Source organism: Vibrio sp. CUB2, assembly GCF_001557945.1.
Classification (GTDB): domain Bacteria; phylum Pseudomonadota; class Gammaproteobacteria; order Enterobacterales; family Vibrionaceae; genus Vibrio; species Vibrio owensii.
This window is the reverse complement of sequence record NZ_LNRB01000002.1, coordinates 1-23681: the sequence shown is the minus strand read 5'-3', so window position 1 is coordinate 23681 and position 23681 is coordinate 1. Positions and strand designations below refer to the sequence as shown.

20 protein-coding genes, 1 rRNA gene and 1 other annotated feature are annotated in these 23681 nt (G+C 45.6%); of the genes, 11 read left to right on the top strand and 10 right to left on the bottom strand.

The genetic code is table 11. From position 1 onward, the window contains the following. Window positions 1-290: 290 nt before the first annotated feature. A complete protein-coding gene (locus tag ATB78_RS02470) occupies window positions 291-632 on the top strand; it encodes a DUF2799 domain-containing protein (RefSeq protein WP_009707688.1) in 342 nt (113 codons plus the stop codon). 110 nt (window positions 633-742) lie between these two features. Continuing rightward, window positions 743-1072 carry a hypothetical protein gene (locus ATB78_RS02465; protein WP_061007738.1) on the top strand — a complete coding sequence of 110 codons (330 nt, stop codon included), beginning with the start codon at window positions 743-745 and terminating at the stop codon, window positions 1070-1072. An 88-nt stretch (window positions 1073-1160) separates the two neighbouring features. Here ATB78_RS02465 and murQ read toward each other — a convergent pair whose 3' ends face one another. Further along, window positions 1161-2087: an N-acetylmuramic acid 6-phosphate etherase gene (gene murQ, locus ATB78_RS02460; protein ID WP_039842343.1), complete on the bottom strand. Its 927-nt coding sequence runs from the start codon at window positions 2085-2087 to the stop codon at window positions 1161-1163. A gap of 64 nt (window positions 2088-2151) precedes the next feature. Beyond that, window positions 2152-3264, bottom strand: a complete 1113-nt coding sequence (locus tag ATB78_RS02455) for an anhydro-N-acetylmuramic acid kinase (protein ID WP_061007737.1) — start codon at window positions 3262-3264, stop codon at window positions 2152-2154. Window positions 3265-3364: 100 nt separating this feature from the next. On the opposite strand from ATB78_RS02455, the gene nagZ reads away from it, so the two are divergent. The 3 genes from nagZ to tyrA all read left to right on the top strand — a co-directional run bounded on the left by nagZ (window position 3365) and on the right by tyrA (window position 6813). Beyond that, window positions 3365-4348 (top strand): beta-N-acetylhexosaminidase, encoded by a 984-nt coding sequence (gene nagZ, locus ATB78_RS02450; RefSeq protein WP_045416290.1) that lies wholly within the window; start codon window positions 3365-3367, stop codon window positions 4346-4348. A gap of 239 nt (window positions 4349-4587) precedes the next feature. Then, window positions 4588-5661 (top strand): 3-deoxy-7-phosphoheptulonate synthase, encoded by a 1074-nt coding sequence (locus ATB78_RS02445; protein ID WP_005425327.1) that lies wholly within the window; start codon window positions 4588-4590, stop codon window positions 5659-5661. 24 nt (window positions 5662-5685) lie between these two features. Next, window positions 5686-6813: a bifunctional chorismate mutase/prephenate dehydrogenase gene (tyrA, locus tag ATB78_RS02440; protein ID WP_045482341.1), complete on the top strand. Its 1128-nt coding sequence runs from the start codon at window positions 5686-5688 to the stop codon at window positions 6811-6813. A 68-nt stretch (window positions 6814-6881) separates the two neighbouring features. Here tyrA and ATB78_RS02435 read toward each other — a convergent pair whose 3' ends face one another. From ATB78_RS02435 to ettA, 3 genes are all read right to left on the bottom strand, one after another. Then, on the bottom strand, window positions 6882-7877 hold the full coding sequence (locus ATB78_RS02435) for a M23 family metallopeptidase (protein ID WP_009707683.1): 996 nt from the start codon (window positions 7875-7877) through the stop codon (window positions 6882-6884). 29 nt (window positions 7878-7906) lie between these two features. Further along, a complete protein-coding gene (locus tag ATB78_RS02430; RefSeq protein ID WP_005440601.1) occupies window positions 7907-8275 on the bottom strand; it encodes a PilZ domain-containing protein in 369 nt (122 codons plus the stop codon). A 257-nt stretch (window positions 8276-8532) separates the two neighbouring features. Beyond that, window positions 8533-10200 (bottom strand): energy-dependent translational throttle protein EttA, encoded by a 1668-nt coding sequence (gene ettA, locus ATB78_RS02425; protein ID WP_005425335.1) that lies wholly within the window; start codon window positions 10198-10200, stop codon window positions 8533-8535. A 375-nt stretch (window positions 10201-10575) separates the two neighbouring features. Here ettA and ATB78_RS02420 point away from each other — a divergent pair, with 375 nt between their 5' ends. Continuing rightward, window positions 10576-12522, top strand: coding sequence for a transglycosylase SLT domain-containing protein (locus ATB78_RS02420; RefSeq protein WP_061007736.1), 1947 nt, complete (start codon window positions 10576-10578; stop codon window positions 12520-12522). A 13-nt stretch (window positions 12523-12535) separates the two neighbouring features. After that, on the top strand, window positions 12536-12838 hold the full coding sequence (gene trpR / locus ATB78_RS02415; RefSeq protein ID WP_005440603.1) for a trp operon repressor: 303 nt from the start codon (window positions 12536-12538) through the stop codon (window positions 12836-12838). 114 nt (window positions 12839-12952) lie between these two features. Here trpR and yjjX read toward each other — a convergent pair whose 3' ends face one another. The 5 genes from yjjX to ATB78_RS02390 form a co-directional block, all read right to left on the bottom strand. Then, window positions 12953-13486 carry an inosine/xanthosine triphosphatase gene (gene yjjX / locus ATB78_RS02410; RefSeq protein ID WP_061007931.1) on the bottom strand — a complete coding sequence of 178 codons (534 nt, stop codon included), beginning with the start codon at window positions 13484-13486 and terminating at the stop codon, window positions 12953-12955. A 42-nt stretch (window positions 13487-13528) separates the two neighbouring features. Then, window positions 13529-14707 (bottom strand): prephenate dehydratase, encoded by a 1179-nt coding sequence (gene pheA / locus ATB78_RS02405; protein WP_009707679.1) that lies wholly within the window; start codon window positions 14705-14707, stop codon window positions 13529-13531. Between the two features lie 13 nt (window positions 14708-14720). Then, window positions 14721-14842: a sequence feature (Phe leader region), on the bottom strand. Between the two features lie 108 nt (window positions 14843-14950). Then, window positions 14951-15277, bottom strand: coding sequence for a ribosome-associated translation inhibitor RaiA (raiA, locus tag ATB78_RS02400; protein ID WP_005447957.1), 327 nt, complete (start codon window positions 15275-15277; stop codon window positions 14951-14953). 377 nt (window positions 15278-15654) lie between these two features. After that, a complete protein-coding gene (locus ATB78_RS02395) occupies window positions 15655-17124 on the bottom strand; it encodes a lytic transglycosylase F (RefSeq protein WP_061007735.1) in 1470 nt (489 codons plus the stop codon). A gap of 143 nt (window positions 17125-17267) precedes the next feature. Continuing rightward, window positions 17268-17996, bottom strand: coding sequence for an outer membrane protein assembly factor BamD (locus tag ATB78_RS02390; RefSeq protein ID WP_054822973.1), 729 nt, complete (start codon window positions 17994-17996; stop codon window positions 17268-17270). 136 nt (window positions 17997-18132) lie between these two features. On the opposite strand from ATB78_RS02390, the gene rluD reads away from it, so the two are divergent. From rluD to ATB78_RS02370, 4 genes are all read left to right on the top strand, one after another. Beyond that, window positions 18133-19110: a 23S rRNA pseudouridine(1911/1915/1917) synthase RluD gene (gene rluD / locus ATB78_RS02385; RefSeq protein WP_005440614.1), complete on the top strand. Its 978-nt coding sequence runs from the start codon at window positions 18133-18135 to the stop codon at window positions 19108-19110. A gap of 1 nt (window position 19111) precedes the next feature. Further along, window positions 19112-19840, top strand: a complete 729-nt coding sequence (gene pgeF / locus ATB78_RS02380; RefSeq protein WP_061007734.1) for a peptidoglycan editing factor PgeF — start codon at window positions 19112-19114, stop codon at window positions 19838-19840. A 146-nt stretch (window positions 19841-19986) separates the two neighbouring features. Further along, entirely contained in the window at window positions 19987-22560 is a 2574-nt protein-coding gene (gene clpB / locus ATB78_RS02375) for an ATP-dependent chaperone ClpB (protein ID WP_061007733.1), read from the top strand. 506 nt (window positions 22561-23066) lie between these two features. Further along, window positions 23067-23681 (top strand): 16S ribosomal RNA (locus tag ATB78_RS02370); the annotation flags it as partial.

Here is a 23681-nt window from a genome sequence, read left to right as displayed (position 1 = left end):
GGGTAATTTTTTAAGCTCAGGATGTATGGTATTCATCTCTTTTGTTAAGTGCATTCGCTCTATGGATGAGTGGTCGAATAGAGAAGCGAGTGGTCGATATAACGGTTAAGTGGTTTTATCGTTTGCCTAGTGGTCGTACTTAGGGCTGAGTGGTTCTATTAACTATTAAGCGGTGGTTATCAAGGGTGAGTGGCGAGCTCAAGAGTTAAGTGGTGAAATCAACAGATAAGCGGCAAAGCACAGGCTTTAGTGGTAAGCTTGTTTTGAAAACAATTAGTTAAGGAAGAATGATGAAAAAGGCAACGTTAGGCTTGGCGCTGGCTTTACTAGCAGGGTGTGCGGCAACAACGGAAGAACTGGCGCAGTCCGGAGATTGGTACCAGATCGGTTATCAAGATGGTGTCGCTGGGCATACCTCTCGTACCATGAAAGAACTTCGCTCGTTAGGAAATGTAAAGCAAGGCGATTATGACCAAGGTTACCTTGAAGGGGTAACTGAATATTGTAATCCTGATTTTGCTTACCAAATGGGCTTGTCTGGTCAGTATTATGAAGGTGTATGTGAGGGAACGCCTGGGGCACAAAAATTCCGTATGGAATGGCAACGTGGCTGGAACGAATACAGCAACTAAATCTGTTTCATAATCAAGACTGTGGTTTTGCTTGTTGATCTTCTGACATTTGAATTTTATTGCTTTGCTGTACTTATGGCTTGAGATTCAATCAGAAGTGAAATGAAAACATGAAGAAGTATTTTTTGGTCGCATTAGCATTGTTGCCCTTAACGGTTGGTGCGACCAACGTGTTGAAAGAGTCGATTAAGATGAAGCGTAAATACGATCACGATAAGCATCGTATTACCAATGCCATCAACAATACCAAGCGTAATATTAAAGAAGTCACTGACGGTACTTATGTCGAGAACCAAGTGAAGCGAGAAGTAAACCAAACCACTCGCAAGTACACCAATAAAGTAGAGAACGTTAAGAACATAACGAATCCTGATCACATCAAACGTAAAGCAAATGACAAGCTTAACCAAGAGTTTGATGAATGGTTGTATGAAGACTAAATCTTGATATCTAAAACAAAAAAGGAGACCACGAGGTCTCCTTTTTGTTTGTCTTGTATCTACAGGTTTGAGTTGCCGGACTCAAAATTTATTTCGGCTGGTGGTTTTCCACAGCTTTGCGTAAGAAGCCGTCTTGGTGGTGCAGGTGAGCACGAGCAGATTCAATATCAAGATCGGTCAGGATCATTAAGATCGCCAGCTTCACCTCATAATCCGTCTGCTTAAGCACTTCGGTAGCTTGTTCTTTGCTGCAATCGGTCGCTTGCATCACAATTCGCGCTGCGCGTGCAACGAGCTTGTTGTTGGTTGCTTTCACATCAACCATTAGGTTTTGATAGCTCTTGCCCAAACGGATCATGCTTGCGGTTGTTAGCATGTTTAGCACCAGTTTCTGCGCGGTACCTGATTTCAAACGTGTTGAGCCAGTCAAGGCTTCTGGGCCTACAACAGGGCTAATTGCGACGTCGGCTATGTCGGCGATTGGAGAATCTGGATTACAAGATAGCGCTATTGTGGTTGCACCGATCTCGTTGGCGTACTCCAAACCACCAATAACATAAGGCGTTCGGCCACTTGCAGCGATGCCTACGACCACATCGAGATTTGTGAATTTGATGTCTTTTAGGTCTTGCTCACCCAAAACTGGCGAATCTTCCGCACCTTCTTTTGCTTTTAGAATCGCCTCTGGGCCACCCGCAATCAGACCAACCACCATCTTGTCAGATACGCCAAATGTTGGCGGACATTCCGATGCATCAAGCACACCCAAACGGCCACTGGTGCCTGCGCCCATGTAAACCAGACGACCGCCGACTTTAAACGCGTCGGTTATTTTATCCACCGCGAGTGCGATTTCGGGTAAAACCTTCTCAACCGCAAGTGGTACGAGCTTATCTTGCTGATTAAGTCGCTGAACAATGTCCAGAGAAGGCAGTAAATCGATGTCCATCGTATCTGGGTTACGACCTTCTGATACTAGATGGGCAAGAGCAGCAATAAGCGCGTCATTTGTCATAGTGGTTTAAGCCTTTTGAATACTGATTTCGATTTGTTTTTTCGCTGTGTCTGGCACAACGCATTTAGTTTTTAGGATAGAGCACACCCAGAGAAGCAAGACGGCTCGCACCGGTTACTTCAGGTAAGTTGCTTGGTAGCCCGTCAATATGTCGCTGAGCAAGCCAAGCAAACGCCATGGCTTCCATATAATCGCCATCGACACCTTTATCATCCGTTGTTGCGACTTGCCACTGCGGCAGAAGTTCCGCTAAACGTTGCATCAGTAGGGGGTTTCTCGCCCCACCTCCACACACCAACAGCTGTGGCTGCTGGCCATACGTGAATTTCTCCACTTCGTTTGCAATGGTCTTCGCCGAGTATTCACACAGCGTGCGTTGTACATCTTGTGCTGAGATATTGTGGTCAGCTAACTGATGATGCAGCCAATCGATATTGAACAGCTCTCGGCCAGTGCTCTTAGGCGACGACATCGCGAGGTAAGGTTCTGCTAAGAGTTGAGTTAGTAGTGCTGAATCGGTGTTGCCTTGTAGAGCAAATCGCGCGTCTTTGTCGAAGCCTTGTCCGGTGTGTTGTTCACACCATGCATCCATCAACATGTTGCCCGGGCCCGTATCGTAGCCGATCACAGCTTGCTCAGGATGCAGTACCGAGATATTGGCAATTCCACCGATGTTAAGCACCACGGTGGTGGAATCTTGCATGGCAAAAATACTTTTATGGAAGGCTGGGACGAGCGGTGCACCTTGGCCACCTAACGCCATGTCTTTACGACGAAAATCTGCCACGGTATCAATGCCCGTTTTGACTGCAATGATGTTGGCATCACCCAGTTGGGTGGTGAAGGGCAGATCGCCTGTTGGCTGGTGGAACACGGTTTGACCATGATTGCCAATGGCTCGGATTTGCTCAGCGGAATAGCCGGATTTATCCAGTAGCTGTAAAACCGCATCGGCAAACAGATGCCCAAGTTGATGGTCGAGCTCACCAATGGCTTTTAGATTCGTGTCTTGCCCAGTGCAAACCGACAAAAGCGTCTGCTTAATATGAGCGGGCATTGGGTAATCATCGTGTGCGAGTAAGCGAACACGGTTATCTTCAATTTCAACCAGTGCGGTATCTACACCGTCCATACTGGTTCCAGACATCACACCGATATACAGTTTGTTAAGATTCACAGCCAATTCCGTCAATTCTTCGATTCACTTATTGTAAAGCAATTCTGAAGCGAATAACCTCATCGAATACGAGATATTCAGCCGATTTTGAGGAGAAAAAATGGGACCGTTATGGGTTGATGTTGCAGGCTATGAACTGACTGCAGAAGACAGAGAAATTTTGGAGCATCCAACGGTTGGTGGTTTGATTTTATTTACGCGTAACTACCACGACAGCAAGCAGCTTCAAGCTCTTACCCAATCTATCCGCAAAGCGGCGAAGCGTCCGATTTTGATTGGTGTTGACCAAGAGGGCGGGCGCGTTCAGCGTTTTCGTGAAGGCTTCTCACTGATTCCTGCGGCAGATGAATACGCCAAACACCAAAACAGTGAAGAGCTGGCACGCATGGGCGGTTGGTTGATGGCAGCTGAGTTGATTGCTCATGATATCGACCTAAGCTTCGCACCAGTTCTGGATAAAGGCCACCAGTGTAAAGCGATTGGCAGCCGTGCCTTTGGTGAGGATCTGGACACCATTTTACGTCACAGCACCGCGTATATGCAGGGCATGAAGAGTGTCGGTATGGCAACAACAGGTAAGCACTTCCCGGGTCATGGTGGTGTGATTGCTGATTCACACTTAGAGACACCATACGACGAGCGTAGTGATATCTTTGAGCAAGACATGGCTATCTTCAAAGCGCAAATCGATGCTGGCATCTTAGACGCGATGATGCCTGCTCACGTCATTTTCCCAAATTATGATGACCAGCCTGCTAGTGGCTCTGAGTATTGGCTTAAACAAATCCTGCGCCAGCAACTTGGTTTTAAAGGTTTGATCTTCTCTGATGATTTGACCATGGAGGGAGCTGCGATCATGGGTGGCCCTGCTCAGCGTGGCGCACAAGCATTAAACGCTGGCTGCGATATGCTACTGGTTTGCAATAAGCGCGATGCGCAAGTTGAGGTGCTTGATAATCTACCCATCACTTCTGTTCCTCGAGCAGATGCCTTGTTGAAGAAGCAAAGCTTTTCTCTAAGCGAGCTAAAACTTTCGCAAGAGTGGAAAGACGCCTCTGAAGCGATGAAGCGATTGGTTGGCTAGCCATCTCATCCCTGAAGAATGGTTCGTTCAGGGTGAGACGTAAACTTTCTAAAACATCCATTTAAAGCCGAAGTGTTCTGCATTTCGGCTTTTTCTTTTGGTGTAAATATAGATTTACACTAAATGTTTTTTATTGTGTACGGTTGTAATTCTTTTTTAGCCTGTTATCTTGTCGATAAGGCTTAGTTGTCTCACCAAGGAATTGGTTGGGTGTAAATATAAATATACAGGTCAAAGTTATGCAAAGAAGTGAATTGAGCAACATCAACATCAGCGAAGAACAAGTTCTGATCACGCCAGAGGAGCTAAAAGTGAAGCTTCCTCTAAGTGAAAAAGCGCGTCGTTTTATTCAAGAGTCTCGTCAAACCATCGCTGACATCATTCACAAAAAAGATCATCGTCTACTCGTTGTATGTGGGCCATGTTCTATCCATGACGTAGAAGCTGCGAAGGATTACGCTAAGCGTCTCAAAGCTCTTTCTGAACAACTAAGCGACCAACTGTATATTGTAATGCGTGTTTACTTTGAGAAGCCTCGAACCACAGTTGGTTGGAAAGGCCTAATCAATGACCCACACCTAGACGGCAGCTTCGACATTGAACATGGTCTGCATGTTGGTCGTGAACTGCTGGTTGAATTGGCAGAGATGGAAATCCCGCTGGCAACAGAAGCTCTTGACCCAATCAGCCCGCAATACCTTGCGGATACCTTTAGCTGGGCAGCGATCGGTGCTCGTACGACTGAGTCACAAACACACCGTGAGATGGCAAGTGGTCTTTCTATGCCAATCGGCTTTAAGAATGGTACGGATGGTAGCTTGGCTACTGCTGTTAACGCGATGCAAGCGGCTTCTTCTAGCCACCGTTTCATGGGTATTAACCGTGAAGGCCAAGTCGCGCTTCTGACTACGCAAGGTAACCCGAATGGTCACGTGATTCTGCGTGGCGGCAAGCAAACTAACTACGATTCAGTGTCTGTTAACGAGTGTGAGCAAGAGATGGCGAAGTCTGGTCTTGACGCTTCACTAATGGTGGATTGTAGCCATGCAAACTCACGTAAAGATTACCGTCGTCAGCCATTGGTTGCCGAAGACGTGATTCATCAAATCCGTGAAGGCAATAAGTCGATTATAGGCTTGATGATTGAGAGCCATATCAATGAAGGTAACCAATCTTCTGACCTAGCTCTTGAAGAGATGAAATACGGCGTATCTATCACCGACGCATGTATCAATTGGGATTCAACTGAGGCACTATTACGTCATGCACACGAAGAGCTAGTGCCTTTCTTAGAGAATCGTCTAAAGGGCTAACAACACGGGATTTAAGGAACATCAATGGCAGTTGAACTTAACGCATTACGCGATCAGATTGATGCAGTCGACAAGCAAATGCTAGAGCTACTTGCTCAGCGTTTAGCGTTAGTAGAGAAAGTGGGTGAAGTAAAAAGCGAACACGGTTTGCCAATTTATGCCCCAGATCGTGAAGCCGCAATGCTGGCATCACGACGAGCTGAAGCTGAAAAAATGGGGATCCCTCCACAGCTGATTGAAGACATTCTTCGTCGAACTATGCGTGAGTCCTATGCCAGCGAGAAAGATTCCGGTTTTAAGTGTTTGAATCCAGAACTGCGCTCTGTGGTCATTATTGGTGGTAATGGCCAATTAGGTGGCCTGTTTGGTCGAATGTTCAAACTATCTGGCTACCAAGTTAAAGTGTTGGGCAGCAAAGACTGGGATCATGCCGATGACATCCTAAAAGATGCGGGGCTGGTAGTAGTTACAGTGCCGATTCACCTAACAGAAGGTGTGATTGAGAAGCTCGGTAACCTGCCACAAGATTGCATTCTTTGTGACCTGACTTCTATTAAGTCTAAGCCGCTGCAAGCAATGTTGAATGTGCACCAAGGTCCGGTTGTTGGTTTGCACCCAATGTTTGGCCCAGATGTACCGAGCCTAGCGAAGCAGGTGATTGTCTACTGTGACGGTCGTGGTAATGAGCAATACCAATGGCTATTGCAACAGTTTGGAATTTGGGGCGCAAGCTTGTGCCAAATCGATGCGCAAGAGCACGATCATGGTATGACTTTGATTCAGGCACTGCGCCACTTCACTTCCTTTGCTTACGGCATGCACCTAAGCAAAGAGAATCCGAACATTGAGCAACTATTAAAGCTGAGCTCGCCGATTTACCGTTTGGAGCTAGCGATGGTAGGGCGTCTGTTTGGTCAAGACCCAAATCTATACGGTGACATCATTCTTTCATCACAAGAAAACATCGACATGATTAAGCGTTTCCACCAGCGCTTTGGTGAAGCGTTGTCTGTTTTAGACAGTAAAGACAAGGCTGAGTTTGTCGAAAGCTTCGAACAAGTGAGTGACTGGTTTGGTGATTACTCGCAGCAATTCATGAACGAAAGTCAGAACTTGCTCAAACAGGCTAATGACAATATCCATCGTGGATAAAAACAGATTTTGAATGTAAAAAGAGCAGCTTATTCGCTGCTCTTTTTTATTCGTATGTTTCGTGATGATCAGTTGGTTGATGTGGCACTGTTATCTTCACTCGATACTGTGCTGATGCTGGTATCACGGTATGGTGAGTTAGTAAGGTTGATTTGCAGGCGAACCACGTTATCAATCAACTGAACCAACGGACCCCACTTCACCTTCTTCTCTTTCTCGAACGCGTAGTTAAAGTTCTCTGGCGTCCAATCCATCAAGTATTGTGGGTTCAATGCTCGGCCTAAGAAGCGCACTTCATAGTGCAGGTGCGGACCAGTTGAGTTACCTGAGTTACCACATTTCGCAATTACATCGCCTTTACTGACGAACTCTCCGCTCTTCACGCTAAACTTGCTCAAGTGAGCAAAGGAGCTAGAAAAGCCAAACGAGTGACGTAGCGTGAGGTAGTTACCATAACCACGGTTACCTGGACGTACCGTTTCTACCACACCGTCTGCCGGCGCAAGGATCTGTTCTCCACGCTTACACGTTAGGTCGATCCCTGTATGAACATGACGTTTGCCCGTGATTGGATTGACACGACTGCCAAAAGGAGAGGAGATACGTTGATAAGTCATTGGGCTGTCGTTTGGAATCAAACGGAACATGGTCGCACGAACTGCAGAATCGATTGCCGCAGCATCAATGCGTTCTTCCAGTGCATGTTCATCGGTGCTCAGCTCTTCATCTGCTAAACCCAACACAGACTCAACATCAAATACACGCTTGCCTAGCAATTGAATCTGGTTGTTTTTATCGGTTAAGGACTGAGAAAGAGAGTGGTTGGTATCTAACTGCTCTTCGTACAACACGGAGATTTCAGCTTTCTCGCTCTCTAGCTTTGCGATGGTTTGATTGAGTGCTTGTGTGTCATGAATCTGCTTTTGATGCAGGTACCAAGCACCACCAACAACAGCGGGTAGTGCAACGACTGACGCACAGATAGCTAGGATCGAAAGGCGACCCAAATGAAATTGCTGATTCCCGTCTTTTGTCGGGATCTGCATGATGATTTTTTTAGACATGGTTATTGTTACTAAAGTAGGCGTTCAATTTATTCTTCCCCTAAATCTGAAAGATGCTCTAACTCTCGATTCAGAAGCTCGTTATTGCCTACATTCAATTCTATAAATCGTTTTAGTTGGCTAATACTATCGATGTCTATGTTGTTGATCTTTAGCCTAATCTCGTTATCTGTAATCGATATGATGTTGGCGGTTAGCTGCATCACTTGCTCTGATTGAGCAAACGAGAACGCAACATCTACCTTACGTGACGGTTCAAGTGAACTTGCATTTTCAGCTTTTAACAACAAGCCATGTAATGAGAGATCTTGAATCGTGGCTTGTAATGCCAAGTCACCTTGTTCCAATAAAGCTGAAACTTGATAGATAATGCGTGAAAAGCGTCGTCTCTCCGTCATAGAGCTTTCTCATTAAGTCGTCAAATCAGTCGAAGACTATATCAAACAGAACAAAAACTGTTCAATTTTTGTTCTTAAAATATCGAGCTAGCACAGAGTTACGATTGCTAAAGGTCAAGCTCTTAATTGAAAAAATGCCAATTTGAGCCATTTATGCAACACATACAACAAAGGCCGCTATGATAGCGACCTTTGTACGAATTACAAGCAAAGGTGAGTGTAAGGTGATATACCGCACACTCATCTTATAACCGAAATTATTTCGATACGCGCTTGTATTTGATGCGGTGTGGTTCAGCTGCTTCAGGACCAAGGGTCTTCTTCAGCCATTCCATGTACTCGTTGTAGTTACCTTCGTAGAAGTTAACTTGGCCTTCATCGCGGTAGTCGATGATGTGCGTTGCAATACGGTCTAGGAACCAACGGTCGTGCGAGATAACCATTGCACAGCCAGGGAACTCTAGTAGTGCTTCTTCTAGTGCACGCAGTGTTTCAACGTCAAGGTCGTTGGTTGGCTCATCGAGTAGCAGTACGTTACCGCCAGCTTTAAGCAGCTTAGCAAGGTGGACACGGTTACGCTCACCACCAGAAAGCTCGCCGATAACTTTCTGTTGATCAGAGCCTTTGAAGTTAAAGCGAGAACAGTAAGCACGTGCAGGGATTTCGAAGTTGTTGATCTTGATGATGTCAGCGCCTTCAGAAATCTCTTGGAATACCGTGTTCTTGTCGTTCATTGAGTCACGGAACTGCTCAACAGACGCCAGTTTCACTGTTTCACCCAGCTCAATCGTACCTGAGTCTGGTTGCTCAGTGCCGCTCAGCATCTTGAATAGAGTCGATTTACCTGCACCGTTGGCACCGATGATACCCACGATTGCACCCTTAGGCATGCTGAACGATAGGTCATCGATAAGAACACGACCGTCGAATGACTTAGTCAGGTTGTTCACTTCGATAACTTTATCACCTAGACGCTCACCTGGCGGGATGAACAGCTCGTTGGTTTCGTTACGTTTTTGGTGGTCAGTGTTTTGTAGCTCTTCAAAGCGTGCCATACGTGCTTTAGATTTCGCCTGACGACCTTTAGGATTTTGGCGAACCCATTCAAGTTCTTTCTCGATGGTCTTTTGACGAGCTTTTTCTTGCGATGCTTCTTGTTGTAGACGCGCATCTTTTTGCTCTAGCCAAGACGTGTAGTTACCTTCCCATGGAATACCTTCACCACGGTCAAGTTCTAGGATCCAACCCGCTGCGTTATCTAGGAAGTAACGGTCGTGGGTAATCGCAACTACAGTACCAGTGTAATCAACTAGGAAGCGTTCTAGCCATGCAACAGACTCAGCATCCAAGTGGTTAGTTGGTTCGTCGAGTAGCAGCATGTCTGGCTTTTCAAGAAGAAGACGACAGATAGCCACACGGCGACGCTCACCACCTGATAGGTGTTGGATTTTTTGATCCCATTCAGGAAGGCGAAGTGCATCAGCAGCACGTTCTAGTGCGTTATCTAGGTTGTGACCATCTTTCGCTTGGATTAGCGCTTCTAGTTCACCCTGTTCTTTTGCAAGTGCATCAAAATCGGCATCTGGTTCTGCATACGCAGCGTATACCGCATCCAAGCGCTTAAGTGCGCCAGCAACATCTGCAACGGCTTCTTCAACGATTTCACGAACGGTCTTTGACTCGTCCAGAACAGGTTCCTGTGGTAGGTAACCTACGTTTAGTCCCGGTTGTGGGCGTGCTTCACCATCGATATCAGTATCGATACCCGCCATGATACGTAGCAGCGTAGATTTACCTGCACCGTTCAGACCTAGAACACCGATTTTTGCACCTGGGAAGAAGCTTAGAGAGATGTCTTTAAGAATTTGACGCTTAGGTGGCACAATTTTGCTCACCCGCGACATGGTATATACGTATTCAGCCATTGCCGATCGTTCCTAAATTAACTGTCATTCAAAGGCTCTATTTTATACCAACTCCTTGAGTTTTGTTACCGGATTGCAAGAAATTAGCATCTTGTGTGATTTCTTCTTCATCGCTGACCGGAAACTCCCAACTTTAGGGTATACACTTTTCTTGTTCACCTTTGATTCAAATACCCACTCTTCATCGGGATGGATGAATTGTCGGAAATCTATTTGCTTTGAAGGGTTCTAAAGTTTTACGAGTACAACATTTATTACATCAAGTCGCTTTACAATAAGAACTTAATACGGTGTAAATAGATGCATATGCTTTATGACTTACCGCGCCTTGTATTCACCAGTGGTAAGAAGTGAAGCGATAAACGTCTGGGGAAAATGACGCACATGAGATTCAACGTATCTGAATTGGCTAAAAGAGTATGCTACGCAGCCGCTTTATGTGCGGTAAGCGTGTCAGCAAACGCTGCGCTGAGCCTTGAAAAACAGCGCCAAGTCTATGAGCAAGCTCAGGATTTATTAGATAAGAACGACATTGATGGTTACTTATCTATCCGTTCTAAAATCGCCGACTATCCACTGACACCTTATGTGGATTACCGGGTGTTTCTGAGGCAATTATCGAGTAAGTCTCCACAACAGGTAGACGAATTTATTAATGACCACGAGGCTTTTCCATTCTCACGTCGAATTCGCGCCCCTTACTTAGATAACCTTTATCGTCAGAAAGATTGGAAAACTATTACCGAGTTCCAAAAAGTGGAGCCAAGTGGTGAGCGTTACCAGTGTATTTTTTATGTCGCTCAATTAGAACAGGGTAAACAAGTTGCTGCCTTTAAAGGCGCAGAGCACATGTGGCTGCGCGGCAAAAGCATCGCCGACGAGTGTGACCCATTGTTCTCTGCGTGGGACAAAGCGGGTGAGCGCACCGATGAGCTGATCCTTCAGCGTATGCTGCTGGCGTTTGATGCTCGTAATGGTGGCTTAATGAGTTACCTGCAAAAACTGCCAGAATCAGCCAAAGCGAAGCAGCAAGCTAAAGCAATGAAAGCGCTGTTTGATAAACCAGAAACGGTCGCTGCATTTGCTAAGAAACAACCTGCTAATGATTTCAACCGTGCTCAGAGTGAATATGCGTTAGAGAAGTTGGCTCGTAAAAATACCAAGCAAGCGCAAGATGCGTATGCTGCAGTTGTGAAAGGTCAAAAGTTCTCCCCTGAGAAAGCGCAAGCTCTGGCTGACTACATTGCGATCCGTTTGATTCGTACTGAGTCGGACTCATTAGCAAATTGGCGTGATGATAAAACGAAGTCGAGTAAGAATTTACCTTTGATTGAAAGCCGCATTCGTTTGTCTATTCAAAACGGCGATTGGAAAGGCGTACAGAAGTGGATTTCGGTTTTAAATGACAAGGAACAGGCAACGCTTCGGTGGCAATACTGGCTAGGTCGTAGTGAAATCGCTTTAGGTGATGCTACTGCGGGCAAGCAACGTTTGTCGAAATTGGTCGGTCAACGTAACTTTTACAGCGTTGCTGCGGCCAATGCGATTGGTCAGTCAATTAAGTACCCATCAAGTTCGGTTAAGTTAGACAAGAAAGCAGTTCAGCCATACCAGAAATCTTTGGCACGTATTGAAGAACTTATCGCGACTGACAAAATTGCCGCAGCGAAGAGTGAATGGACGCATTTGCTTCGTCGTGTGAGCAAAGAAGAGAAAACGCAACTTGCCGCTTATGCTGCTTCTAAGCGTTGGCACAACCTCACCGTGATTGCGAGTATTCAGGCGGAGATGTGGGATAACATCCCATTGCGTTTCCCCGTGGCGCATCGCTGGTGGTTTAACTTCTACGCTGAGAAACACAACATCGACCCGATTACGATGATGTCCCTCGCTCGACAAGAAAGTGCATTGGATTCGGAGGCGCGTTCGCCTGTTGGTGCTCGTGGCCTAATGCAAATTATGCCTGCGACGGCTAAGTACACGGCAAACAAGTACAAGCTCAAGTATCAAGGTACTCAAGACCTATACAACGTGGGTAAGAACATCGAGATTGGTAGCCACTACTTACAAGGTTTGATGGAGGATTACGATAATAATCGTATTTTCGCGCTCGCTGCTTATAATGCAGGACCTAACCGAGTAAAAATGTGGCGAGATCGAACACAAGGAAAAGTCGACGCTTATTCCTTTATTGAAGCAATTTCATTTAAAGAGACGCGTGGTTATGTGCAGAACATTTTGATGTTTGAAACTTACTACCGCGACCTTTTAGGTGTAGATGGTTCGTTCTTGACCCCAAATGAGATCAATACCAAGTATTGAGTGAGGTAACTTGATGTCGCACGAACCTGAGTACAAAGACTGGCAACAGATTGTCGAACTGATCCGTTCTAGCGTGGATAACCAGCAACACGAGATGTTGTTGACCATGTTAATGACGCCGGATGAAAGAGAATCGCTCACCGCACGCGTTAACATTCTGAATGAGTTACTCAAAGGTGAGCTGTCTCAGCGTCAAATCAGTCAAATGCTTGGCGTGGGTATTGCCACCATCACTCGTGGTTCGAATGAGTTAAAGTCGAAATCTGATGCGGACAAAGACAAACTCAAGACGTTGCTAGAGCAGGGGGCTCAATAATCTTTGAGTTGAACTCTCTGAGTTACAGGCAGCAAAAAGGGCGGAATCTCCGCCCTTTTTAATGTGTGCTATTCGCTGCTATGAGCTTTAAAGCTCGTAATAAGTCACGTGCAGTTATAGATTCGCTGGGAAGTGTTCTGGGTTGGTAAAAGGAATCAACGCCAGAATCAACGCTTGATGATAGACCGAACTGCGCGTCAGTTGGTTTTGAGTCAGTAGACCAATTGCGCCACCTTTCTGTTTGATGTTGTCGGTACCAAATACCTCATCCATCACATCGCCAAGCTCATTGGCATGTTTAAGTTTTTGGAGCACTTCTGGTGGTAGCATCAAGCTAGCAGAGCGAGACTCCCCACGATGCGTGTCAGACTCAATCACCATCCAAGCAAATGTTACTTTGCCTTCAATTCCAGCCTCTAAACCGACATAGAAATCCGCATTTGGCATTTCGGTTTTGGCGTTACGAACTCGGTTCAATGCACCAAGATGCGTTTCATCATTCGACATCGGTTGGTCTGCCACTTCACTTGGAACACTGACACCAACAAACTCAAAACTTTGCTCAGAGAAAGCGCTTTGAAAAGCACTCTCTACAGCCTTGATTTTCGCCGGGTTTAGGGACGCGATAACGACTTTTTGGGTTGCCATGATCTTTTTACCTACCATGTTCTTTTTACTTACAATAATCCCTTAGCTCAGTTTTACTTGAGTGGGTTTTACATTCTCGCTTGGGTAACAACCTAACACTTTCAAGTGCTTAGTGATCTTGGTTAGCTCATCAATCGCTTGCTGCATCTCGCTAGAACCTAGGTGAGATTCAAGGTCTACGTAGAACATCTCTTCCCATGGGTTGCCCATAATTGGACGTGATTCTAGCTTGGTCATGTTGATGTCGTAACGCTGAAGCACCAAGAGTGTTTGAACCAGAGAGCCAGCTTGCTGTGATGTAGACATGATCAATGTGGTCTTCGCTGGAATTTGTGTCGATACTTCTACAGGTTTACGTGCGACAACGATAAAGCGAGTGTGGTTTTCTGTTTGGTTTGCGATATTGCCTTGAATGGCTTGTAAGCCGTAAAGCTTACCGCTTGAAGCATTACCAATTGCCGCAACGTCATCACGGTTAAGCTCTTGTACCTTTTGCATTGCATCTGCAGTGCTTGCGCAGGACTCTAGCTTCACGCCTTTCATACGGCTTAAGAACTCGCTGCATTGCTGGTGTGGTTGCGGATGTGAGTAAAGTGTTTTGATGTTCTCAAGACGAATGTCTTTGGTTGCGACGAGGCAGTGCTCAATTGGTTGAGTCAGTTCACCAACAATATACAGCGTTGTGTGTTGCAGTAGGTCGTAAACTTCGTTGATCGAGCCAGAGCTAGTGTTTTCAATTGGAAGTACGCCGTAGTCTGCATGGCCAGATTCCACCGTCTGAGTCACTTCTTTGAAGTGTTCGCAGTTGAGTTCAATCAGTTCTGTATTCTTACGGCTGAAGTATTCACGACTCGCAAGATGAGAGTACGAGCCTTTTGCACCAAGGAAAGCAACGCGAGCAAGAGGCTTGCGACTTTGCTGTGGATTAACCAGGTTCTGCAAGTAGCTTTGTTGAAGAAGAACAGAATCTTCAATGATGGTATGGAAAAGTTTGGTGATGTACTGAGCGTCGAGTTCGTATTTATCACGGCCGTTGGTGATCAGTTTTACTAGAAGTTGTTGTTCACGGACTGCATCACGAACAGGTTTCGACGTTTGAACTTTGCTTTTAGCGACTTCAATACTGAGCTTGCGGCGTTCTGACAACAGGCTTAGCAGCTCGTCATCCAGCTCATTCAAACGTAAACGAATTTCTTCCAGGGAAATAGGTTGGTCAGTCATCAATTCTTTCCTTATAAAAAAAGCCCCCCGATTTGGGAGGCTTTCTGTTTGTTTTTGACTTTTCTTTCACAAACGAGTTAGCCCCTCCAACTATGGAAGGAAAAAGAAGTCAAAAAGAAACAGGTTTGTTGAATGCATAAATAGTGCTTAATTTGTGAGTGTTTAAACACAATAAGCAAGCAGGCGGGGAGCGTCAAGCAAAAAAATAGCGCCTTTCGGCGCTACTTCCTCAATCTGGACGGTTTACTCTTCTTCTTCCACTAGCTCAGGCTTATTCGCACGTCGAGCTTCAGGTTTGTGGGTCAGCTTATTCAGTTGTCGTTCTAGTTTTTGCTCCACTTCATTGATAGCTGCGTAAAGATCTTCGTGAGTTGCTGAGGCGATTAGCTGGCCTTTAGGAACTTTGATAACGGCTTCGAATTTCTTCTGTTTGTTTGGTTCCTCACTGAAAGTTGCTTGGCATCCAATGATGTCTACTTGCCATTTCTCCAGCTTTTTAAATTTGCTCTCAATATGAGCACGGATTGCAGAGGTGATTTCGATGTTTTTACCAGTGATGTTCATTGTCATAAATGTTTTTCCTCTGTTTCATCCCTCATGGGTTGAATTCAGATTACCGCTTTGAGGATAAAAGAATGTGATCTTGGTCACTTTTTTGGGCGGCTTTTTGGAGATGGAAAATGAATGTGATCTCACTCAAGAACTGCTGAGATTTATGTGAAAATTGCTTGTTATCGGATTCGAAATCATTAGATTGGGTAGAGTACTGAGCTGAAAACTAACCTGTTTTTAGGGGAGTTATACGGCCTGTAATTCTAGTTAGTTAAAAATTAACCAGAACAAAGATGTGAATCAGATCACTCTTAAAGTGCACAGTAAGTTAGATTCAAAAACGCCGCTTAATTCGTTGAGCGGCGTTTTTGGTTTTCTATTTAGAGTTTCTCTGTTTATGGGGTTTGACTGACTCTTCTCAGCGGCGTCATAAAAACGGGATCGTCTGGAACAAGTAAAACGTTATCCAGTGTTTTCGCGAGATCAAGGCTTTCTAGTTGCTTGTAGATCACGTAGTAGCGATTCACATTGGTCACATATCTCACCGTTTCCCCCAAGCTCCTACGCGTCACCACCTCAACGTTGTTAAACCAAACATTGGGATCGTAGCCTTGTTGAGCCGCGCGCTTACGCATTCTTTCAACGTTTCCTGGCCCGGCATTGTATGCCGCGAGTGTTAAGTAGAGTTTGTTCTCTTTGCTGATTGCCTCATCACTGAAGTAGTAGCGGCGCAGGAACGCCATGTATTTCACGCCTGCATGAACATTGTTTTCCAAGTTACGAATGTTTTTTATGTTTACGTTCGGGTCACTCGCAGTGCTTGGTAAGATTTGCATGATACCGACAGCGCCGCGGCTAGACGCTAAGTTGTTATCGAACCCCGACTCTTGATAAGCCACTGCAGCGATCAGCAGATAATCAAAGTCGTACTTCTCCCCATATTTAGAAAACAGAGCAGAGAGCTTTTCAAGCTGAGCAATCTTTTTCGGGTTCAATGCCTTGTTCAGCCAATTGGTGTTGTCGATGTATTTACCGTAAATGACGTTACCAAGTAAGGTGCCAGATTTGGCTGTGCGAATGAATTTGTTCACCACTTTCATTAGCTCAGGGCTGTCGTGACGCATTGCCCAGGCGATCTCACCGCCTTTGCGGATTGGGATTTTGGTATGAGCACGGATATCGTCCATAAAGCTCATCCACAACTTGGCTTTGTGGCTATCAAGAACGATAGCTTTGACATAGCCATTGTTGAGCATTCCTACCAATTCGTAGTCTTGTAGTGTTTCTTCTATGAAATGCACAACAACAGGTGGTAAGCCTTTCTTATTAAGTTGTTTGTTTAATGCCTGAATGCTCTCGAAGTAACTTGAACTGGCACGTACCCATATTTCTTTGCCGCTTAGCTGATCAAGCTTGGTCATCACTGGTGTTTTCTTATTAGTGATTACCCATTCTTCAATGCCCGTGATGGCAGGGGCACTAAAATCAACCAACTTCTTACGTGCGTCGGTAATGGTGAGATTCGCAACAACCAAATCTCCTAACCCTTGTTCAAGGGAGGGAAGCAGCTCATCACGAGATACAGGAATGATTTGAATATTGATCTTAGGTTTGAGTTTGCGTAAATCTCTCTCAAAATGCGCAAGCAACTCGGCGCCAATCCCTTTTGGTTCTCCTCCCTCTATGTAATAGAAACCCAAATCGGCAGATACCAATACGCGCAAGACGTTTTTCTCTTTGATGACATCGAGATCGCCCGTGTAAGGCGGTTGTCTAAGAGGAGATAGCTCGAGAGCAAAACTCGACGCGGAGAGTAGGATCAACAGTCCCGTCCATAACTTTGATAGTGTCACGTTCACATCCATGTTGATGGTGAAGGAGAACTTTAAGCATATGTGTCGCTTAAAAAATCATCAAGGAGGTGAATGTGATAACGAGAAAGGATAAAACAAAAATTAATGCGGAATAAAACAAAACCGCCACAGTGTGGGACTGTGGCGGCTTAAGATTATTTGACTGGGTTGAGCTTTATTAGCTCTTCAGTTCTGGCAACTGAATCATCCAGTTTCAACTGTTTGTAAGCTTCTAGCTGAATCTCAAGTGACTTACGAGCGGCTTCTGTATCAGGAAACGCTTTTTGTAGCTCTTGCGCACGGTTGATTGCTGCAATCCATGCTTCACGACGTAAGTAGAAGTCTGCGGTTGCAAGATCGTAATCAGCAAGGCGGTTCTTCAATGCCACCATGCGTTTTTGCGAGTCTTCCGCATAAGGGCTATTCGGGTAACGATCGAGCAGCTTTTTGAAATCATCAAATGCTTTCTTTACTGGCTCTGGGTCACGGTCACTACGGTCTACGTTGAACAGGTCATGCATGAAGTTACGGTCTTGTGCCATGTGGCTCAAACCGCGCATGTATAAAACCCAGTCCATTTTTTCGTGAGTTGGGTTCAAACGCATAAAGCGAGAGATCGTTGCCAGACCTAGTGCTAGGTCATCGTTTTTGTAGTACGCGTAGATAAGGTCAAGTTGTACCTGCTCAGAGTAGGCACCAAACGGGTAACGCGAATCCAAAGCTTCTAATTTCTCGATGGCAGAAAGCCAGTTACCGCTTTGCAGAGAAGTTTGCGCGTCTGCATACAGTTCAGAAGGTGGCACATCAGGAACGATTTCTTCTTTGCTTGCACAGCCAAACAGAAGGGATACCGCTAAAAGGCCTGTTAAAGTCTGATGTTTCATATCAGGAGTCTGTTCCTTGAATCTAAATATTTCTTAAGCTGCCGTTACTTTCTTTCCAGTAACAGATACAATGACGTAATAGTCTATTTTTCCACAGTCGTGAGCATTAGTCTCACAGTTTTTAAAAAAGTTCGATATGGCTCAGCAGATTGTTTTAACCAACACCGTAAAAGATAGCCAATTAGGTCAACGTTTAGACCAAGCTATCGCCGAATTATTCGCGGACTTCTCTCGCTCTCGCTTGAAAGAGTGGTTGCTTGCAGGGAAAGTACAAGTGAATGGTGAAGTTGTCACTAAACCTCGCACCAAAGTAATGGGTGGCGAGGAAATTACCTTGCAAGCCGAGCTGGAAGATGAAGAACGCTGGGAAGCACAAGATATCCCTCTCGATATCGTCTACGAAGATGAAGACATCATCGTAATCAACAAGCCTCGTGATTTTGTAGTACACCCAGGTGCGGGTACGCCAGATGGCACTGTACTAAATGCATTGTTGCATCATTACCCAGACATCGCCGAAGTACCTCGCGCAGGTATTGTGCATCGTCTAGATAAAGATACAACAGGCCTAATGGTGGTAGCGAAAACCGTACCAGCACAAACTCGTCTAGTACGCGCTCTGCAAAAACGTAACATCACTCGTGAGTATGAAGCGATTGCAATCGGTCGTATGACGGCGGGCGGTAAAGTAGATAAACCAATTGGTCGTCACTCTACTAAACGTACGCTAATGGCGGTTGCCCCAATGGGTAAACATGCTGTTACTCACTACCGTGTGGCAGAACATTTCCGTGAGCATACACGTATTCGCTTGCGTCTAGAAACGGGCCGTACACACCAAATCCGTGTACACATGTCTTACCTACAGCATCCACTATTGGGTGATACTGCTTACGGTGGTCGTGCTCGTATCCCAACTGGCGCATCACAAGAGCTAACGGAAATGATCCGTGGCTTTGACCGCCAAGCTCTGCACGCGGTAATGCTTCGTTTTGAACACCCTGTTACTGGTGAAGAGCTAGAGTTCCACGCTCCTGTACCTGACGACATGGTAGAAATGACAGAAGCGCTGCGTAAAGATACAGAAGAGTTCGGTCTACCTGACGAGTTCTAATATGAAGACAATTATTCCTAACTGGCCAGCACCAAAAAACGTAAAAGCCTTCGCCTCTACCAGAGTCGATGGCTTTTCGACGACGCCTTATCAAGGGCTAAATTTGGGTGCGCATGTTGGGGATGACTTGTCCATCGTAGAAAAGAACCGTGACTGGTTGGCGCAACAAGCAAAGATGCCTAGTGTGCCAATCTGGTTGAACCAAACCCATTCTACTGTGGTAGCTCAAGCAAGCGCTCCCACAAAGCAAGTGCTGAATGCGGATGGTGTATTTACCTCTTCAAGTCAGGTTGTTTGTTCGGCCATGACAGCGGATTGTTTGCCTGTTCTATTAACCAATACGCAAGGTACCCAAGTAGCGGCTGTTCATGCTGGTTGGCGCGGCTTAGCAAATGGTATCGTTGAAAATGCACTAGAGTTGTTTTCTGGTGAGGTAATGGCGTGGCTTGGTCCTGCAATTGGCCCTCAAGCATTTGAAGTCGGTGAAGATGTCCTGCAAGCCTTTGTGGATTTTGATTCACAGGCTCACCAAGCCTTTACTCCTCGTGATATTGAAGGGAAGTGGCTGGCGGATATGTCTAAGCTTGCAACTCAACGTCTCAACAAACTTGGTGTCACTCAAGTATTTGACTCTGGCCTGTGTACTTTCCAAGATAAAAATGACTTTTATTCCTACCGCCGTGATGGTGTGACAGGTCGACAAGCTACTTTTATTTGGATTGAGGACTGATCACTACAACGCAAAAGTGTTGAGATGCATAGCTTCATTTTTGCAAAGCTATCTTTATTAATTCACTCCCTTGAAATTCCTTCTCTGCGTATCCATCTTTCTAACTGTCAAAAGAATTTCCTTAAGTTGAGGTTAGGAAGAAAGATATGCGTCTTGATAGATTCACAAGTAAGTTTCAAATCGCTATCTCTGATGCTCAGTCACTAGCGTTAGGGCGCGATCATCAATATATCGAACCAGTGCACCTAATGGTGGCATTGCTCGATCAGAACGGTAGCCCAATTCGTCCACTACTAACCATGTTAGATGTCGACGTAACTCATCTACGCTCTAAATTGAGCGAAATGTTAGACCGACTGCCTAAAGTCAGTGGCATCGGCGGTGATGTTCAGCTGTCTAGCTCTATGGGTACACTTTTCAATTTGTGCGACAAAGTGGCTCAAAAGCGTCAGGACTCCTACATCTCTTCCGAAGTCTTTTTGCTTGCAGCATTAGAAGACCGTGGCCCACTTGGTCAGCTACTAAAAGAGATGGGCTTGACCGAGCAAAAAGTTAGCCAAGCGATCGAAAAGATCAGAGGTGGTCAAAAGGTTAATGACCCGAACGCGGAAGAACTACGCCAAGCATTGGAAAAGTTCACTATAGACCTTACCGAACGCGCAGAGCAGGGTAAGTTGGATCCGGTTATCGGCCGTGATGATGAAATCCGCCGCACCATCCAAGTATTGCAGCGCCGTACTAAAAACAACCCTGTGATCATTGGTGAACCAGGTGTGGGTAAAACCGCAATCGTAGAAGGTTTGGCTCAGCGCATCATTAATAATGAAGTACCAGAGGGGCTACGTGGCCGCCGCGTACTTTCGTTAGATATGGGCGCGCTTGTTGCAGGTGCAAAATACCGTGGTGAATTTGAAGAGCGTTTGAAGTCGGTATTGAATGAGCTAGCCAAAGAAGAAGGCAACGTCATTCTGTTTATTGATGAGCTTCATACCATGGTTGGCGCGGGTAAGGGCGAAGGCTCAATGGATGCCGGTAACATGCTAAAACCAGCATTGGCTCGTGGTGAGCTCCACTGTGTTGGCGCGACTACATTGGATGAATACCGCCAATATATAGAGAAAGATGCGGCACTTGAGCGTCGTTTCCAAAAAGTGCTGGTGGATGAACCAACGGTTGAAGACACGATTGCCATTCTTCGTGGTTTGAAAGAGCGTTATGAGCTTCACCATCATGTAGAGATTACCGATCCAGCGATCGTGGCTGCCGCAAGTTTGTCGCATCGCTATGTTTCGGATCGTCAATTGCCTGATAAAGCAATCGACCTTATTGATGAAGCCGCTTCTAGTATTCGTCTACAGATCGACTCTAAGCCAGAATCTCTAGATAAACTCGAACGTAAAATCATCCAACTTAAGATCGAACAGCAAGCACTGAGTAACGAGCATGATGAAGCAAGTGAAAAACGCTTGGACGTGCTTAACGACGAGTTGAACGAGAAAGAACGTGAATATGCAGAGCTGGAAGAAGTGTGGAATGCAGAAAAAGCAGCACTATCTGGCACTCAACATATTAAAAGTGAGTTAGAGCAAGCCCGAATGGATATGGACTTTGCACGCCGAGCCGGTGATCTAAACCGCATGTCGGAACTGCAATATGGCCGTATTCCTGAGCTTGAAAAACAGCTCGATCTTGCTACTCAAGCTGAAATGCAAGAGATGACGCTGCTGCGTAACAAGGTGACGGACAATGAGATCGCAGAGGTACTCTCTAAGCAAACGGGTATCCCCGTTTCTAAAATGCTCGAAGCAGAAAAAGAAAAACTGCTCCGCATGGAAGAGGTACTGCACAAACGCGTGATTGGTCAGGCGGAAGCGGTTGAAGTGGTATCAAATGCAATTCGTCGTAGCCGAGCTGGCTTATCGGATCCGAACAAACCGATTGGTTCCTTCTTATTCTTAGGTCCAACAGGTGTGGGTAAAACGGAATTGTGTAAGACACTCGCGAGCTTTATGTTCGATAGCGAAGACGCAATGGTACGCATCGACATGTCAGAGTTCATGGAGAAACACTCTGTGGCAAGACTAGTTGGTGCGCCTCCGGGTTACGTTGGTTATGAAGAGGGTGGTTATCTAACAGAAGCGGTTCGCCGTAAACCTTATTCTGTCATCCTATTAGATGAAGTAGAGAAGGCACATCCAGATGTGTTCAATATTCTGCTGCAAGTATTGGATGATGGTCGACTAACTGATGGTCAGGGTAGAACGGTTGATTTCCGTAATACTGTAGTGATCATGACATCGAACTTAGGTTCAGCTCGCATCCAAGAGAACTTTGCTACTCTGGATTACCAAGGTATTAAGAATGAAGTGATGGATGTGGTCAGTAAACACTTCCGCCCAGAGTTTTTAAACCGTGTTGATGAAAGCGTGGTCTTCCATCCTCTTGGTCAAGAGCACATTAAGTCGATTGCTTCTATTCAGCTAGATCGTCTAGCGAAACGCCTAGAAGAAAAAGGCTACCAGTTAGAGGTGTCCGAGAAAGCACTCGATTTGATTGCTCAAGTTGGTTTCGATCCTGTCTATGGTGCGCGTCCTTTAAAACGAGCCATTCAACAAAATGTCGAAAACCCACTAGCGAAATCAATCTTATCTGGTCAAATATTACCAGATAAGAAAGTACAGCTGATTGTGAACAATGACCAAATTATTGCTCACCAGTAATTTCACTAATGCAGTGAAAAGTGAGACGAAGTTCAAGGTTTAGGGGGCGGTAGCCCCCTTTTTGATGCACTTTTATCGGGTTTTGATTGTTTTCTATACGAACGAACCAAAAAGATAAGTTTTTTTGAAAAATAGGGTTGTGTTCCTAAACGAACTCCCTATAATGCGCCTCCGTTGTCACGGGAAAGCAAACAAAGCGAAGTCGAGATAACAAGGTCAGTGAGTTAGAAAGTAACTCACAGAGAAATAACTTAAAAAAGTGTTTGACACGATAAGTTATCTCGCTAAAATGGCCGTCCACTTTGAAGAGAACTTCAGAGTGAGCTCTTTAAAAATAAGAACCTATCAATCTGTGTGGGCACTCGTTGATGATAATCCAATTAGATACTTCGGTATCAAATTAGGTTTCAATGAAACGAAGTGACCATTGAGTCGAAAGACTCAGCACAGTCAATTCAAACATTACTTATGTAATGTTCAGTATTCATTGAGCCGAACAAAATCTTAAATTGAAGAGTTTGATCATGGCTCAGATTGAACGCTGGCGGCAGGCCTAACACATGCAAGTCGAGCGGAAACGAGTTATCTGAACCTTCGGGGGACGATAACGGCGTCGAGCGGCGGACGGGTGAGTAATGCCTAGGAAATTGCCCTGATGTGGGGGATAACCATTGGAAACGATGGCTAATACCGCATAATGCCTACGGGCCAAAGAGGGGGACCTTCGGGCCTCTCGCGTCAGGATATGCCTAGGTGGGATTAGCTAGTTGGTGAGGTAATGGCTCACCAAGGCGACGATCCCTAGCTGGTCTGAGAGGATGATCAGCCACACTGGAACTGAGACACGGTCCAGACTCCTACGGGAGGCAGCAGTGGGGAATATTGCACAATGGGCGCAAGCCTGATGCAGCCATGCCGCGTGTGTGAAGAAGGCCTTCGGGTTGTAAAGCACTTTCAGTCGTGAGGAAGGTGGTAGTGTTAATAGCACTATCATTTGACGTTAGCGACAGAAGAAGCACCGGCTAACTCCGTGCCAGCAGCCGCGGTAATACGGAGGGTGCGAGCGTTAATCGGAATTACTGGGCGTAAAGCGCATGCAGGTGGTTTGTTAAGTCAGATGT

What these genes read in the sequence shown, in the direction of transcription:
- ATB78_RS02470 (WP_009707688.1), top strand. Translation starts at nt 291, where the DNA reads ATGAAAAAGGCAACGTTAGGCTTGGCGCTGGCTTTACTAGCAGGGTGT.
- ATB78_RS02465 (WP_061007738.1), top strand. Translation starts at nt 743, where the DNA reads ATGAAGAAGTATTTTTTGGTCGCATTAGCATTGTTGCCCTTAACGGTT.
- murQ (WP_039842343.1), bottom strand. Translation starts at nt 2,087, where the DNA reads ATGACAAATGACGCGCTTATTGCTGCTCTTGCCCATCTAGTATCAGAA.
- nagZ (WP_045416290.1), top strand. Translation starts at nt 3,365, where the DNA reads ATGGGACCGTTATGGGTTGATGTTGCAGGCTATGAACTGACTGCAGAA.
- ATB78_RS02445 (WP_005425327.1), top strand. Translation starts at nt 4,588, where the DNA reads ATGCAAAGAAGTGAATTGAGCAACATCAACATCAGCGAAGAACAAGTT.
- tyrA (WP_045482341.1), top strand. Translation starts at nt 5,686, where the DNA reads ATGGCAGTTGAACTTAACGCATTACGCGATCAGATTGATGCAGTCGAC.
- ATB78_RS02435 (WP_009707683.1), bottom strand. Translation starts at nt 7,877, where the DNA reads ATGTCTAAAAAAATCATCATGCAGATCCCGACAAAAGACGGGAATCAG.
- ATB78_RS02430 (WP_005440601.1), bottom strand. Translation starts at nt 8,275, where the DNA reads ATGACGGAGAGACGACGCTTTTCACGCATTATCTATCAAGTTTCAGCT.
- ettA (WP_005425335.1), bottom strand. Translation starts at nt 10,200, where the DNA reads ATGGCTGAATACGTATATACCATGTCGCGGGTGAGCAAAATTGTGCCA.
- ATB78_RS02420 (WP_061007736.1), top strand. Translation starts at nt 10,576, where the DNA reads ATGACGCACATGAGATTCAACGTATCTGAATTGGCTAAAAGAGTATGC.
- trpR (WP_005440603.1), top strand. Translation starts at nt 12,536, where the DNA reads ATGTCGCACGAACCTGAGTACAAAGACTGGCAACAGATTGTCGAACTG.
- yjjX (WP_061007931.1), bottom strand. Translation starts at nt 13,486, where the DNA reads ATGGCAACCCAAAAAGTCGTTATCGCGTCCCTAAACCCGGCGAAAATC.
- pheA (WP_009707679.1), bottom strand. Translation starts at nt 14,707, where the DNA reads ATGACTGACCAACCTATTTCCCTGGAAGAAATTCGTTTACGTTTGAAT.
- raiA (WP_005447957.1), bottom strand. Translation starts at nt 15,277, where the DNA reads ATGACAATGAACATCACTGGTAAAAACATCGAAATCACCTCTGCAATC.
- ATB78_RS02395 (WP_061007735.1), bottom strand. Translation starts at nt 17,124, where the DNA reads ATGGATGTGAACGTGACACTATCAAAGTTATGGACGGGACTGTTGATC.
- ATB78_RS02390 (WP_054822973.1), bottom strand. Translation starts at nt 17,996, where the DNA reads ATGAAACATCAGACTTTAACAGGCCTTTTAGCGGTATCCCTTCTGTTT.
- rluD (WP_005440614.1), top strand. Translation starts at nt 18,133, where the DNA reads ATGGCTCAGCAGATTGTTTTAACCAACACCGTAAAAGATAGCCAATTA.
- pgeF (WP_061007734.1), top strand. Translation starts at nt 19,112, where the DNA reads ATGAAGACAATTATTCCTAACTGGCCAGCACCAAAAAACGTAAAAGCC.
- clpB (WP_061007733.1), top strand. Translation starts at nt 19,987, where the DNA reads ATGCGTCTTGATAGATTCACAAGTAAGTTTCAAATCGCTATCTCTGAT.